Consider the following 13715-nt stretch of genomic DNA (forward strand, 5'->3'; position numbering starts at 1 on the left):
GGTGGTTACTACCGGAACGGTCGGGTCCGTCAGCTCGCACGGAGCCGGATCAGCGTCTGAGCCAGATCCGTGGCGATACCGGGACCCTGGTCATGGATGAAGAAGTGGCCGCCGGGGAACTCCCGGATGCCGAGGAAGTCGGCGCTGCGCGCGCGCCAGGACTGCATGGCACCGGGCGCCAGATACGGGTCCTCGCGCCCGGTGTAGGCGACCAGCGGGCAGTCGACCGAGGCCCCGTCGTCCCTGAAATCCGCGCACACGGCGAGATCGGCCCGCATCGGGGCGAGCATGAGCGGGGAGAGCCGGTTCCCGTCGAACGCCTCGGCCGGTACGGAACCGAGCTCGCGCAGCAGCTGGACGACCGCCTCGTCCGTCTCGTGGGCGGCCTTGCGGCTGATCGTCCGGAAACCCTGCGGAGCCCACCCCGACACCCCGAGCAGCGCGGGGCGTTCGTACCCCCGCCGGGCCATCGCGACGGCGACCCGGTAGGCGAGCATCGCCCCCATCGAGTGCCCGAAGAGGGCGTAGGGCCGGCCGTCCTGCTCCTTGGCCAGCACCTCGCACAACGCCTCCACGAGCGGATCGAGTTCGGTGAACGGCGGCTCGGACACCCGGTCCTGACGGCCCGGCAGCTGGACGCGCCGGCAGTCGACGCTCGGCGGCAGCAGGGCCGGCCACCGGCTGTACATCGAGACGCCGCCCCCGCTGTAGTGGAAGAGGAAGACGGTCGCCTCGGCGTCGGGCGACGGTTCCGCCGGGCGGAGCCATCCCGCCGTTTCCGACGGAGCCGGGGGGCGCGCGGTCACCGCTGTGCGGCCGACGGGGCGTACCGCTCCTTGAGCACCCTGCGCAGCACCTTGCCCGTGGGGTTGCGTGGGAGGGTGTCCAGGAACACGTAGCCGTTCGGGATCTTGTAGTCGGCGATCCGGCCGCGCAGGAACACCATCAGCTCCCGCTCGGTGGGCGTCTCCTGGCCCGGCCGGCGCACCACGGCGGCGCGTACCGCCTCGCCCCAGCGCGGGTCGGAGACGCCGAAGACGGCGACGTCCATCACGTCGGGGTGCTCCCGGATCGCGTTCTCGATCTCGACGGGGTAGATGTTCTGCCCGGCGACGATGATCGTGTCGTTGATCCGGTCGCGCAGGTACAGATAGCCGTTCTTGTCGAGATAGCCCGCGTCGCCCATGTGCAGCCATTCGCCGACCATCATCTTCTCGGTGGCTTCCGGCTGCTGCCAGTAGCCGGCGAACCGGGCGGGGCTGCGCAGGCAGATCCGGCCCGTCGAGCCGGGCGGCAGCGTGTTGCCCTCGTCGTCGATGATCTTCACCTCGTTGCCGGGGCAGACCCGGCCCGCGGAGGTGAGCACCGGGTTGCCGGGGACGTGCTCGGCGGACGTCAGACAGGTCACGAAGCTGCCGGTCTCGGCCGCCGCGTACGCCTGCGCCAGCTCGCACCCGCCGAACTCCTTGATGCAGCGCACCAGGAGCTCGTAGTCGATGGGGGAACCGCCGTAGACGATCTTGCGCAGCGAGGCGAAGCCCTCGGGGCTCGCCGCGGGCTCGTCCAGGATGAGCCGCAGCATCGCCGGCGCCGCCCAGACGGTCGTCACCTTCTGCTCGCGGATCAGCCGCACCGCGTCCTCGGCCACGAACATCCGCATGACGACACTGGTCGCCCCGACGTTGAAACAGTGCAGGAACCACGCGTACCCGCCCGCGTGGAGCCCCGGGAAGCAGGTGAGACTGCGGTCCTCGGGCAGCCAGTCGATCCAGTCCGCCCCGTGCTCGCGCATGTTCTCGATGAACGTGAAGAACGACCGGTGGGGGAGGACCACCCCCTTGGGCAGGCCGGTGGTGCCGCTCGTGTACATCTGGGCGATCGGTTCCTCGGGGTCCGCGGGCAGGCCCGGGTCGGTCTCCGGCAGCCCCGCCTTCCAGGCGAGGAACCCGGCGGCCCGTCCGTCCGCGGAATCCATCTCGACCACCGTCCGCAGCAGGGGCAGCTGCGCCCGCATCCGCTCCAGGACCTTGAGGAACTCAGCCTCCACGAAGATGATCTCGGCTTGCGAGTCCCGCAGGATGTGGTCCACCTCGGCCTTGATCAGCCGCCAGTTCACCGGTACGAGCACGGTCCTGCTCTTCGCGCAGGCGATGGCCAGCTCGTAGTAGTGCTCGGACTCCTTGCCCAGGTAGGCCACCCGGGCACCCGGCGCCAGCCCGGCGCCCAGCAGGGCGTGCGCGGTGCGGTTGCTCTCCCGGTGCAGCTCGGCGTACGTCACCTCGCGTTCCTCGGCGACCAGGGCGACGACGTCGGGGCGCTGCCGCGCGTGCAGGGCCGACCTCGCGGTGACCGTCTGTTCCATGGGATCGCTCATGTCCCCTCCTTGACCTTTCGCTCTTCCAGAAACTCCACGAGCTGCTCGATGGAGGGGTGGTCGAAGACGACCGACGCGGGCAGCGACAGCCCGAGTCCGGCCTCCAGCACGCTTCTCAGCTCGGCCGCCGTCAAGGAGTCCATGCCGAGATCCAGGAAGGCGGTGTCCGAGCCGATGTCCCCCGGGTCCTCCAGCCGCAGCAGCCTGGCCACCTCCGCCCGGACCAGCGCGGCCGTGGTGCCCTGCCGCTCGGCCCCCTGCCCGGTCCCGCCCGCCGTACCGGGCGGGCGCCCGGCCGCGGGCCGTCCCGCGCCCCGGTCCCCCGGGGCGGGAGCCAGCCGCCGGAAGGCCATGCCCGTGATCGTCAGCACCGGTTCCCCGCCTTCCAGCAGCAGGGCGTCGACCAGGAACGCCGTGTCGGCGTCCTCGGCCGGGCGCCGGCGCAGCACCGCCCGCAGGCGCGGTGCGCGGGGCTTCTTGAACACCCGCACGCGTGCCATGCCGACGGCCATGTACGCCGAGCCGTCGTCGGCCAGGGCCGCCAGGCCCTGGGTGGCCGCGTCCAGCAGCGGCGGCGGCATGTGGTCAGCCGCCGGGACGTCCCGGCCGTCCACCTCGCTGAGGGCGATGTCCTCGCCGAAGCGCTCGACCCACCCCACCCGGGAGAACTGCGGGCCGTAGTCCAGCCCGGCCGCCGCGTACGCCGCCCGGACCTCGTCGGACTCCAGGCGCCGCACCGGCTGCCCGCCTCGCTCCGCCTCGTCGCTCAGCCGCCGGACGAAGGCGTCGTCGGGGGACCCGTCCCGCACGGGCGGCTCGATCACGGCGGTGGCGTGCAGCCGCTCCGGGCCGCCGTCGGCCGCCCGGCTGACGATCTCCACAGTGCTGTCGCCGGTCAGCCGGGTGCGCAGCTCGACCGGCCGGTCCCCGAGGAAGAGCGCCTCGTGGAAGCGCAGCTTCCCGACCGGCCGGGCGGTGCTGCCGTGCACCGCGTCCATCAGGGCGAGCACCGCTTCCACATAGGCGCCCGCGGCCACGAACGGCCGCCCGCGCGAGGTGTGGTCGGCGAAGTAGGCGGGCGTCCGGGCCCCGACCCGGGTGGCGAACTCCCGTACTCCGTCGTCCCGGGGGACCTCCGTGCCCAGCAGCGGATGCGTCGCCGTGCCCCCGCCCAGCCCGTGCCGGCCGACCTGGTCGGGCAGCCAGTAGCGGGTGCGCTCGAAGGCGTACGTCGGCAGCGCGACGCGCCGGCCCGGCCCGGAGGCGTGCACGGCGGCCCAGTCGACGCTCAGCCCGGCGCCGTACGCGTCGGCCAGCGCCTGGTGGATCGTGGCGCCCTCGTCGTCCGAGGGGCGCAGGCTGGTCAGCCAGCGGTGCCGGTCCGGGGGCACGCAGCGCCGGCCCAGCGGTCCGAGCGCCGCCGACGGACCGATCTCCAGGAACACATGGCGCCCCCGGCCCGCCAGCGTGCCCATGGCACCGGCGAAGTCGACCGTCTCGCGGACATGGCGCACCCAGTACTCCGGGTCCGCCAGCTCCCCCCGGGTCGCGACCGCGCCCGTCAGGCACGAGACCAGCGGCAGGGACGGCTCGCGGAACCTCACCCCGGCCAGCACCTCGCGCAGCGGGCCCAGGATCTCGTCCATCAGCGGCGAGTGGAACGCCGAGGAGACCCGCAGCGGGGTGACCCGCACTCCTCGCGCGCGCAGGGCCTCACCCACCTCGGCCAGCGATCGTGTGCCACCCGAGATCACGCACTGCTGCGGCGAGTTCACCGCGCAGACGCTCAGGTCGGGCACCTGGGCCAGCAGGGGCAGGACCTCGTCCACGGGCGCGGCCACGGCCGCCATGCCGCCCGGCGCCGAGACCGACTGGATCAGCCGGGCCCGGGCCACCAGGAACGCCACCCCGTCGCCCAGGGTGAACAGCCCCGCGACCGTCGCCGCGACGACCTCGCCGACACTGTGACCCGCGACCACGTGCGGCCGGATGCCCCAGGACCGCCACAGCCCGGCCAGCGCGTACTCCAGCAGGAACAGCGAAGCGTGGACGTAGACCGTCTCGGCGAGCCGCTCCTCGGCGTCCGGGGCGGTGCCCAGCATCACGTCCCGCACGGACCGGCCGAGATGCCCGACGAAGATCTCGTCGCAGGCGTCGACCTGCTCACGGAAGACCGGGAACCGGCGGTAGAGCGGCGCGCCCATGCCGACGTACTGCGAGCCCGACCCGGTGAACAGGAACGCCGCCTTGCGCAGGTCGCTCGCCGGGTGCGCGTCCTCGGCCAGCTTGCGCGCCGCGCGCTCCAGCAGCGCCGCGGCCTCGCCGCTGTCCCGTACGACTCCGGCGACGCGGTGCGGGAAGTGGGCACGGCCCGTGTTGCGCGTCCGGCACAGGTCGGCCGCAGGCGTCTCGGGGTGCTCGGCCAGGAACTCCCGCAGCCGCTCGACCTGGCGGGCCAGTGCCGGGCGGCTCTTCGCCGACAGCGTCAGCACCTGGGGACCGGCGGCCACCCTGTCCGTGGCGGAGGGCGTACCGGCGTGCGCCGGGGCCTCCTCCAGGACGGCGACACCGATGGCGCCCGCCACACCGAAGCTGTTGACCACCGCTCGGCGGACCGGTGCCTTCCACTCCACGCACTCCGTCGGCACGACCACCGGATAGGTGTCCCAGGGGATGCGCCCCGACGGTGTCTCGTACAGATGCGGATAGATCACGCCCGCGCGCATCTGGAGGATCACCTTGATGATCCCGCCGAGCCCGGCGACCGGTTCCATGTGTCCGAGGTTCGACTTCACCGAGCCGACCGTCAGCGGCTCCCCGTCCCGGTGGGCGGCGCCGAACACCCCGTTGATCGAGCCCATCTCGATCGGGTCGCCCAGCGGGGTGCCGGTGCCGTGCGCCTCGACGTACTGGATGTCACCCGGCTCCAGCCCGGCGGCCGCCAGCGCCCGGCGCATCACGCCTTCCTGCGACGTCCCGTTGGGGGCGGTCAGCCCGGCGCTCTCGCCGTTGTGGCCGATCGCGGTGGAACGCACCAGCGCCAGCACACGGTCGCCGTCCCGCCGGGCGTCCGACAGCCGCTTCAGTACGAGCACCCCGCAGCCCTCGGCCCGCGCGTACCCGTCAGCGGACTCGTCGAAGGTCTTGCAGTGCCCGTCGGCCGCCAGCATCTGCCCCTGCGAGAGGATCGCGAAGATCTTCGGGTGGTGCAGCGCGTTGACCCCGCCGCACAGGGCCACCGAGCACTCGCCGCCCCGCAGCCCGGCGACCGCCATGTGCAGGGCCGTCAGCGTGGACGCGCACGCGGTGTCCGTGGTGAGGCTCGGCCCGTGCCAGCGCAGGAAGTACGACAGCCGGCCGGACATCGGATAGGCCCCCATCCCGGTGGCCAGCGTCCCGTCCAGCTTGTCGTACGGCACCGAGTCCAGCTCCAGTGCCTGGTCGAAGGGGGTGGCCCCCACGTAGACGCCACCGTCGGACACCAGGGTCGGATCGATGCCCGCGTCCTCCAGGGCCTCCCACGCGGTCTGCAGGAGCAGCCGCTGCTGGGGGTCGATGTACGGCGCCTGCTTGGGCGCGATGTTGAAGAACCGCGGGTCGAACTCGTCGATCCGGTCGAGGAATCCGCCCCCCGCCGTACGGATCGCACCCCGCGCCTCGGGATCCTCGGAGGTGAACGCGTCCACGTCCCACCGGTCGCGCGGCAGCGGCGATATCCCGCTGGACCCGGCGCGCAGGAAGGCGTCGAACCGGGCGGGCGTGTCGTTGCCCCTGGGAAAGCGCAGGCCCATACCGACGACGGCGATCGCGCCGCTGTCCCGGTCCGTACCCGGCGATTCAGGCACCCGCATCGGAACTCTCCGCGAAGAGGTCGGCGAGCAGATCGCTCATCAGGTACTCCACGAGCTGCTCGGCCGTCGGGTTGTTGAACAGGACGGTCGAACTGATCGAGCATCCCAGGCGTTGCTCCAGGCGTTCCTTGGCCTCGGTGACGCGCAGCGAGGTGAAGCCCATGTCGAAGAAGCTCTCGGACATGGGGAACTCTTCGTCGGCGGTCATGAGAAGCGTGTCCTTGAACTCCTGAACGACGATTTCCTCAAGGGCCTCGGGTCGCTCAGATTTAGGTAGCTCTCGAATATTCGGCGGAGCCGCGAAAGAATCTGTCATCAGCCTCTACCCATTTCTGATACGGGTCGCTGGCGAGGTGCCGGTACGGATTCAGATTGAAGCAGAACACGGTGACATGCGGCTGATAAGGCACTGACGAAAGAGCCGCCGGCTCCCGGGGGTCGGCATCAGAAGCGCATCAGTGCGGCGTCAGTGGTGCGTGCCATAGTTTTCGAAGCACCAACGGAACGCGGCAGCAGGCCGGTTCCGTCGGGAGAGGTAGCCGTAGTGGCCTAACGGATCCGCTTCTCGGAGCGGAAGGGCTCTGCCCTCGCAGGTTCGAATCCTGCCCTCTCCGCAACGCTGGTGGGCCGAATTCTCGGCCCACCAGCGCATTGTGGCGTCATTGGTGACTCTCAGAAGGAGAAACATATGTCGGCCGACGCGACCCGCACGATCGTCGTCACGCGGATGTTCACGGACGAGGCGGGGGAGACCCACTTCGCCGAGGAGAAGGTCGAGGTGACGGAGAAGAACTTCGCGCCGCCGGCCCCCGCGATGTTCATGTCCAGCCCGGCGGAGGCCAAGGCGAGCGTCTACCTGCTGCTGCCCGACGGCTACTTCGGCGACCTCCACCCCGCCCCCCGGCGCCAGATCATGACGCTCGTCCAGGGCGAGCTGGAGGTCGGGGTCAGCGACGGCGAGAAGCGGCGCTTCCTCCCCGGCGGGAGCGTCCTGGTCGAGGACACCACGGGCAAGGGACATTCCACCCGGAGCGTCGGCGAATCGATCGTCCTCGTCGCCCAGCTGTGAGGTCCGGCCCGTCGTGCACGTGTGTGAAGTCGTTGGAGGGTAGATGAAGGTCACCATGTTCGAGCAGGCGCCGTACAGGTTCCTGTCACCGGACTTCGAGCAGCATCACGATTCGGTGTGTTCGACGCCGTACGGGCTGACGACCCCGGAGGGCGTCTACACGTCGATGCGGGACCACATCGACGAACTCATGATCGGCGCACGGGCCGGACTCGACGGCATCGCTCTGACCGAGCACGGCCAGAGCTCGTACGACCTCATGCCGAACCCGGACCTCGTGGCCGCCGCCCTCGCCTACGCCACCGAGGCCGAGGGGCTCGACGTGGCGATCTTCCCGATGGGGCGCTCGCTGGGGAAGTCGCGGGAGCCCGTGCGGGTGGCCGAGGAACAGGCCATGATCGACGTCATCAGCGGCGGCCGGCTCGTCTCGGGCTTCCCCGTCGGCCTGAGCTACGACGCCAGCATCAACAACGGGGTGCCTCCGGTGGAGGTCAGGGGCCGGTTCGAGGAGAACCTCGAACTGGTCCTGCGCGCCTGGGGCGACCGCGAGCCGTTCCCCTGGAACGGGCGCTACCACCAGTACCCCCAGGTCAACATCTGGCCGCGGCCACTCCAGGAGCGCCCGCCGGTCTGGGTCACCGGCATCGGCAACCCGCGCACCATGCGGCTCACCCTGGAGCGGGACTTCGGCTTCAACTACTTCGGTTTCGCCGGGGCGAAGCTCACCGGCAAGCGCATCTTCGACCGCTTCTGGGAAATCGCGGACGAGCTCGGTCTGGAACGCAACCCGTACCGCGTGGGATTCCTCCAGACCATCGCGGTGAGCGAGACCGACGCGCAGGCCGAGAAGGACTACGGAAAGCACGTGGAATATACCTACCGTAAGGGCCTCGGCGCTATCCCCATGGAAAAGCTGAGCCTGCCCGGTGGAATCAACATCCACGGCGTCAAGGCCCTTCTCAGGGATCCGGCCGACTTCGGCATGTACAGCAAGATGCGTACGTCGACCTTTGCGGAACTCGCGGAGGCCGGCACGGTCATCGCGGGCAGCCCGGAAACCGTACGCGACCAGCTCGTCGAATACTGCCGGACCTACGGCATCGGAAACCTCCACGCGATGCTCGGATTCGGCTCGATGCCGAAGGAACTGGTGGAGAAGAACGTGAATCTGTTCGCCGCCGAGGTGCTGCCGCATCTGCGCAAGATATGGCAGGACGAGGGATTCAGCCACCACTGGTGGCCGGAGAGGCTGGGCGGCTCGCCCCGTTCCACTACGCGGAAGGTCGAGGTGCAGGCATCGTGACGACGGAAACCGGGCAGCTGCCCTTCCGCGAGGAGACGGCCGAGGTCTGGGGCGGGAAGCTCACCCTGCGGGTCAAGGTCGCGGGCGCGGGCCCGGCGCTCCTGTATCTGCACGGGGCCATGGGACTGGTCTGGGACCCGTTCCTGTCCCGGCTCGCCGAGAACCACACCGTGTACGCCCCGGAGTTCCCCGGCACCAGCCCGGCGGACGTCGACGCCGTACACACCATCGACCAGCTCTCCGACATCGTCCTCGCCTACGAGGAGCTGGTGCGGACCCTCGTCGCCGACGGCCCGCTCGTGGTCGTCGGGCACGACTTCGGTGGCATGCTCGGTGCCGAACTCGCCGCGCACTTCCCGGTGCTGGCCGACCGCCTGGTGCTGATCGCGCCGCTCGGCCTGTGGCGGGAGGACGCCCCCGTCGCCTCCCTGGCGGCCGCCGCGCAGTCGGAGGTGCCCGGCCTGCTCTTCCACGACCCGGCCGGAGAGGTCGCCCAGGCCGCCCTTGCCTTCCCGGCCGACCCGGAGGCCGCCGTCGAGGCCGCCGCCGGCATGGTCTGGGCGCTCGGCAGCACCGGCAAGTACCTCTGGCCGATCCCGGACCGGGGCCTCGGAGCGCGCCTGCACCGCGTCCGGGCCCGGACCCTGATCGTCTGGGGCCGGGAGGACCGCCTCGTCGCGGCCTCGTACGCGGACGACTTCGCCGGCCTGATCGAGACCAGCGAGGTCGCGATCATCGACGGGAGCGGGCACCTGCCCCAGGCGGAACGGTTCAAGGAGACCGTGGCCAGGATCGAGGAGTTCCTGCGATGACGCAGGGCACCGACCACATGTTCTGCCTGGGCGGTAAGACGGCTCTGGTGACGGGGGCCTCGCGCGGCATCGGCCGCGCGATCGCCCTGGAGTACGCCGCCGCCGGAGCCGACGTCGCCCTTCTCGCCCGTGGCATCGACAATCTGGAGGCGGTCGCCGAGGAAGTACGGCAGCTGGGACGGCGGGCACTCGTGCTCGCCTGCGACGTCCATGAGCCGGATCAGATGGAGGACGGCGTGCGGCGGGCCGCCGACGAGCTGGGCCCGCTGGACATCGTGGTGAACAACGCGGGCGGAATCACCAGCGCGGGCCCTTTCCTGGAAACCTCCCAGGAGCAGTGGCAGCGTGAAATGCGGCTCAATTTCGAATCGGTTCTCCAGGTGTGCCGGATCGTCGGCGGTGCGATGATCGAGAGAGGTCGGGGATCCATCATCAACATGTCCTCGATCGTCGGTGAATCGGGGCTCCCCAATTTCGCCCCGTATGCCGTCTCGAAGGCTGCCGTCACCGCACTCACCCATTCACTCGCCGCCGAATGGGCGCACTCGGGTGTGCGGGTCAACGCGATATCCGCGGGTTGGCTCCACACGGATCTCACCGACGTGCTCGTCACCGACGAGGAGTTGTCGGGACGCCTCCTGGACGTGGTGCCCGTCGGTAGATTCGGCACTCCGCAGGACCTGGTCGGCCTGGCCGTCTACCTGGCCAGCGACGCCTCGCGCTTCATGACCGGCGCGGCCGTCGTCATCGACGGCGGGGTCTCCTCCTTCTACGGCGGCTCCGCCATGCTGCGGCCGCCGGGGGGCGAGCTGGTCTCGGCGGTGACCGAGAACCTGTGATCGTTCCCTAGCGGAAACAGCCCCTGAGCGGGCAACTCGCGCATGTCTCCCTCGCCTGGCCCACCACCGGTACGCCGGTGGTGGGCCAGTGGCGTACCCGCCGCCGTGTCACCGAGCCCGGGGCAGGACGGCCGCTATTCCGGAAATCGGGCACATTATTTTTCGGCCATATATGCACGTGGAACGTCACAGACGGTACGGTCCGGTTCCTCGGACCCTGAATTGCCGCTATTTTATGCGGACCAATCAGCCTCTCCACCGGAGGATCCGATGGCCATGCAGGAGCGAGCGGTCCGGACGAAACAGTTATTGATCGTCTCGGCCGCAGAAATATTCACACACGACGGATTCGCCTCTTCCTCGCTTGCGGAGATCAGTTCACGGGCGGGTGTCAGTGGAGGTGCGCTGCACTTTCACTTCAGGAACAAGCAGGTATTAGGTGAGGCAGTGGAGTCCGCCGCACTGCAAATGCTGCACGACATTATGAAGAGCACTTCCGTCGGCCGCCCGAGCCCTTTGCAGATTGTCATCGACGCGTCGCACCTCCTGGCGCAGCGAGTCGCGGACGACGTGATTCTCCGGGCCGGGATGCGCCTCAGCAGCGATGCCACCTGGAAGGGCCGCGTCGAGCTCTGGCAGGAGTGGCGCTCCTGGGTGCAGACGGTGCTGAACGACGCCGGGAAGCAGGGGAACCTGGCATCCGACATCGTGCTGGGTGACGCTGTGTGCGCGATCACGGCGACCGTGGCGGGACTGGAGATGCTGGGCCGGATCGACGGCGCCACCGACACGCAGTGGTGCTCGCGGGACACGATCACCCGGTTCTGGTACCTGATCCTCCCGCGCCTCGCCTCGGAGGCGAGCAAGCCCGTGCTCGTCGCCGAAGGTACTCAAGCGGCCGAGCGGCTGACCGTCTGACGGCCGGCCCGGGGCGCGCGGTCCGGGAGCTCCGACGGCCCCGGACGCGCGCCCCTGAGCCTGCGGTACGCGCCCGGCGTGCGGCCGGGCGCCGGAGCGCCCGCGCACGAGCAGGGCGGGAGCGATGCATCTCGGCCAGTCCCCGATCCGGTGGCAGCGCCGACGGGAGCGGACCGGCGACCTGGTGAGCCGCGGACGGCGGCCCAGGACCGGCCGTCCGCGCCGGAAGCACCCTTCGAAACCTCGAACACGCGGGCCACGGGTCGCGCCTGCAGCCGATTTCGGTCATTCCTGCCGGGCCGATGAACCCGCTCGCCGCCGAGACGGTCATGAAATGAGTGATTCACGCGGCTCCGCCGCGGCCACCCGAACCCCGTGCAATACGCATGCGCAACAGCGCCGGTGGAGTATTGCGTGAGTATTACATGAGGTCGGGGAACGAATCTTCGATGAGTCCTATACAAGAAACCGATTGAATGGTTTCCTTTGAAGTCGGACCCGGAGTCGGCCGCGAGGTCGGCCCCAGCTCATCGTCCTCCCTTCGAAAGGGTGATGGAAGCATGCTCCGAACGTCTGCTCCGCAGTCAAGCGGAGGCAGGGAATCCGTCTATCCGTTCTTAAGCGGCCGCTCCGGGCCCTCGTTCGTGCTGATCGACGACGCCCGGCGGAAATGCGAAGGCGCGACCCGAAGTGCGGGGCCGGGGGCGCCCACGACCGACCCGTAGACGCTCTCGGAGTGCCCGGCGTCTTACGCAGTGACGGGGAGACGAGCAGGTCGCGAGGGGGAACGTGACGTGGGGGAGCGCCGCCCGTGATGACCACACGGACGGCTGCCGGCGTCACGGTCCGCGTACCCCGGGGGAGCGGTGAGCTCCCGTGTGCCCGGGCCCGGCAGGCGCCCTGAACCGGCACGATGGTCACCACCCTGACGTCTTCTCAAATGACCGAACGTGCCTTTCGCGGAGGGGTTATGCACTTCTTCATTCTTGGGCCCTCAGAAATAAAATCCGGCGACCATGCCGCCCAGCCGAAGGGGGCCATGCAGCAGTTGTTGTTCGCTTCTTTCATGGCAGCGGCGGGCAGGCTGTTGACGGTGGAATCCCTGGCGGATGAATTATGGGGGACGACACCGCCGAACAAGATGAACAATGCTTTGCAGGCTCAGATAAGCAGACTTCGGCGAACTCTGGTCCGGGTGGACGGTGGAGCAGCCGATCGAATCAGTACGACTGTTTCCGGATATCAGTTCAATATCCACCCAGGTGAACTCGACGCCCAGGTTTTCCTGGATTCGGTCGGAACCATCCGTGCGAGCTCCGAAGCGGACCCGTCCCGCAGCGCCGCGGAATTGCGGCGGGTCATCAGGCTCTGGCGCGGTCCGGTGTTCGGCGGGGTGGCCGGGGGGCCTCTCTGCCGCACCGCGGCCTCCAAGTACGAGGAGGCCCGGCTGTCCGCCCTGGAGCTCCTCTACGAGATCGAACTGAGGTCCGGTGAGTACGCGAGGATCGTGCCTGAGCTCACGGAGACCCTCTCGCAGAACCCGATGCAGGAGCAGTTCTGCGGGCTGCTGATGATCGCCCTGTACCGCTCGGGCCGCCAGATCGACGCCCTCCAGACCTACCGCCGGTTCCGCCACCGGCTCAACGAGGAACTGGGAGTCGAACCCTCACCGATGCTGCACTCCTACGAGAGCGCCATCCTGGAGCACGACGAGGCCCTACTGGAGCGGACGGCCTCGCTGCGGTCCCTGAGCCTGCGCACCTGACGGTGGCCGGCCGGTTGGCCACCGGCCCGCTGGAAGCGGGGGCTGCCGCCCCCCACCGTGGCACAGGGCGACGGGGGCCCTCGTACGGGTGATCATGCAGCTCCGAACGGGTGGCGGCGGACGCAGGGGTCCGCCGCCGATCCTACGATCGAACGGTCCGGCGCGGGCGTGACGCGCCGCCCTGATCGCCCCCGAGCCCGGAGTCCCTGTGAGCTTCTTCGTATCCCGCCGGCCTGCCCTCAGGGTGGCGTGACCGTGGCCTCCGTCGTCAGGGAGATCACCATCGAGGCCAATGCCGACGATGTCTGGGCGGTCATCGGGGACTTCGCCGAGGGGCCGCCGCGCATGGCGCCCGACTTCGTGGTCAGGACGGAGCTGGCGGCTGCCGACGTGCGGGTCGTGACCTTCGCGAACGGAATGGTGGCCCGCGAACGGCTGATCTCCCGGGACAACGAGGCACACCGCATCGTGTGGGCCGTCATCGGCGACACCATGTGCCCCGTGCACGACAACGCGTCATTCCAGGTACATGCCGAGGGGGAGCACCGCAGTCGCCTGGTGTGGATCCATGACGTGCTGCCGGATGAGATCGCCCAGGCCTTCGCCGCGACGATGGACCAGGGGCTCCTGGTCATCCGCGAGACACTGGCGGCCACCTGAGCCGAGCCGGCTCAGGTGGCGCTGTGAGGGAGCGGAGAGGGCAGGATTCGAACCTGCGTGAGCTGTGAGGCTCCTCCTGGCTGACGCCGGGATCCCGTTGGGCCGCTACGGGGACCTCTCCTTG

Annotated in this window: 11 protein-coding genes and 1 tRNA gene; 8 read left to right on the top strand and 4 right to left on the bottom strand. The window is 69.8% G+C overall.

Features of this window, described 5'->3' with window-relative positions; genetic code table 11:
* Positions 1-29: 29 nt before the first annotated feature.
* From AB0F38_RS01110 to AB0F38_RS01125, 4 genes are read right to left on the bottom strand one after another with little or no spacing between them, the layout of a single operon-like run.
* On the bottom strand, positions 30-806 hold the full coding sequence (locus AB0F38_RS01110; RefSeq protein ID WP_361884860.1) for an alpha/beta fold hydrolase: 777 nt from the start codon (positions 804-806) through the stop codon (positions 30-32).
* On the bottom strand, positions 803-2374 hold the full coding sequence (locus AB0F38_RS01115; RefSeq protein ID WP_361884862.1) for a long-chain-fatty-acid--CoA ligase: 1572 nt from the start codon (positions 2372-2374) through the stop codon (positions 803-805). Before AB0F38_RS01115 ends, AB0F38_RS01110 begins: the two co-directional genes overlap by 4 nt.
* The gene (locus tag AB0F38_RS01120; RefSeq protein WP_361884864.1) at positions 2371-6225 is read right to left on the bottom strand and encodes a beta-ketoacyl synthase N-terminal-like domain-containing protein; all 3855 of its coding nucleotides are present in this window, start codon (positions 6223-6225) and stop codon (positions 2371-2373) included. The genes AB0F38_RS01115 and AB0F38_RS01120 overlap by 4 nt, the downstream gene beginning before the upstream one ends.
* The gene (locus AB0F38_RS01125) at positions 6212-6433 is read right to left on the bottom strand and encodes an acyl carrier protein (RefSeq protein ID WP_361884866.1); all 222 of its coding nucleotides are present in this window, start codon (positions 6431-6433) and stop codon (positions 6212-6214) included. Before AB0F38_RS01125 ends, AB0F38_RS01120 begins: the two co-directional genes overlap by 14 nt.
* Positions 6434-6754: 321 nt before the next feature.
* On the opposite strand from AB0F38_RS01125, the gene AB0F38_RS01130 reads away from it, so the two are divergent.
* The 8 genes from AB0F38_RS01130 (at position 6755) to AB0F38_RS01165 (ending at position 13591) form a co-directional block, all read left to right on the top strand.
* Positions 6755-6839, top strand: a tRNA-Glu gene (locus AB0F38_RS01130).
* A 74-nt stretch (positions 6840-6913) separates the two neighbouring features.
* Positions 6914-7294, top strand: a complete 381-nt coding sequence (locus tag AB0F38_RS01135) for a hypothetical protein (RefSeq protein WP_361884868.1) — start codon at positions 6914-6916, stop codon at positions 7292-7294.
* A gap of 43 nt (positions 7295-7337) precedes the next feature.
* Complete coding sequence (locus tag AB0F38_RS01140) at positions 7338-8597, top strand: LLM class flavin-dependent oxidoreductase (RefSeq protein WP_361884870.1); 1260 nt, start codon at positions 7338-7340, stop codon at positions 8595-8597.
* Entirely contained in the window at positions 8594-9409 is an 816-nt protein-coding gene (locus AB0F38_RS01145; protein WP_361884872.1) for an alpha/beta fold hydrolase, read from the top strand. The genes AB0F38_RS01140 and AB0F38_RS01145 overlap by 4 nt, the downstream gene beginning before the upstream one ends.
* Positions 9406-10248, top strand: coding sequence for an SDR family NAD(P)-dependent oxidoreductase (locus AB0F38_RS01150; protein WP_361884874.1), 843 nt, complete (start codon positions 9406-9408; stop codon positions 10246-10248). Before AB0F38_RS01145 ends, AB0F38_RS01150 begins: the two co-directional genes overlap by 4 nt.
* A 270-nt stretch (positions 10249-10518) precedes the next feature.
* Positions 10519-11166 carry a ScbR family autoregulator-binding transcription factor gene (locus AB0F38_RS01155; RefSeq protein WP_361884876.1) on the top strand — a complete coding sequence of 216 codons (648 nt, stop codon included), beginning with the start codon at positions 10519-10521 and terminating at the stop codon, positions 11164-11166.
* A gap of 970 nt (positions 11167-12136) precedes the next feature.
* Complete coding sequence (locus tag AB0F38_RS01160; RefSeq protein WP_361884878.1) at positions 12137-12931, top strand: AfsR/SARP family transcriptional regulator; 795 nt, start codon at positions 12137-12139, stop codon at positions 12929-12931.
* A gap of 249 nt (positions 12932-13180) precedes the next feature.
* A complete protein-coding gene (locus AB0F38_RS01165; RefSeq protein WP_361884880.1) occupies positions 13181-13591 on the top strand; it encodes an SRPBCC family protein in 411 nt (136 codons plus the stop codon).
* Positions 13592-13715: the final 124 nt, after the last annotated feature.

Origin of the sequence: Streptomyces sp. NPDC025273 (assembly GCF_040638585.1) — a bacterium.
Taxonomy (GTDB): Bacteria; Actinomycetota; Actinomycetes; order Streptomycetales; family Streptomycetaceae; genus Streptomyces; species Streptomyces cinereorectus.

What these genes read in the sequence shown, in the direction of transcription:
- AB0F38_RS01135 (WP_361884868.1), top strand. Translation starts at nt 6,914, where the DNA reads ATGTCGGCCGACGCGACCCGCACGATCGTCGTCACGCGGATGTTCACG.
- AB0F38_RS01125 (WP_361884866.1), bottom strand. Translation starts at nt 6,433, where the DNA reads ATGACCGCCGACGAAGAGTTCCCCATGTCCGAGAGCTTCTTCGACATG.
- AB0F38_RS01115 (WP_361884862.1), bottom strand. Translation starts at nt 2,374, where the DNA reads ATGAGCGATCCCATGGAACAGACGGTCACCGCGAGGTCGGCCCTGCAC.
- AB0F38_RS01140 (WP_361884870.1), top strand. Translation starts at nt 7,338, where the DNA reads ATGAAGGTCACCATGTTCGAGCAGGCGCCGTACAGGTTCCTGTCACCG.
- AB0F38_RS01120 (WP_361884864.1), bottom strand. Translation starts at nt 6,225, where the DNA reads ATGCGGGTGCCTGAATCGCCGGGTACGGACCGGGACAGCGGCGCGATC.
- AB0F38_RS01155 (WP_361884876.1), top strand. Translation starts at nt 10,519, where the DNA reads ATGGCCATGCAGGAGCGAGCGGTCCGGACGAAACAGTTATTGATCGTC.
- AB0F38_RS01160 (WP_361884878.1), top strand. Translation starts at nt 12,137, where the DNA reads ATGCACTTCTTCATTCTTGGGCCCTCAGAAATAAAATCCGGCGACCAT.
- AB0F38_RS01150 (WP_361884874.1), top strand. Translation starts at nt 9,406, where the DNA reads ATGACGCAGGGCACCGACCACATGTTCTGCCTGGGCGGTAAGACGGCT.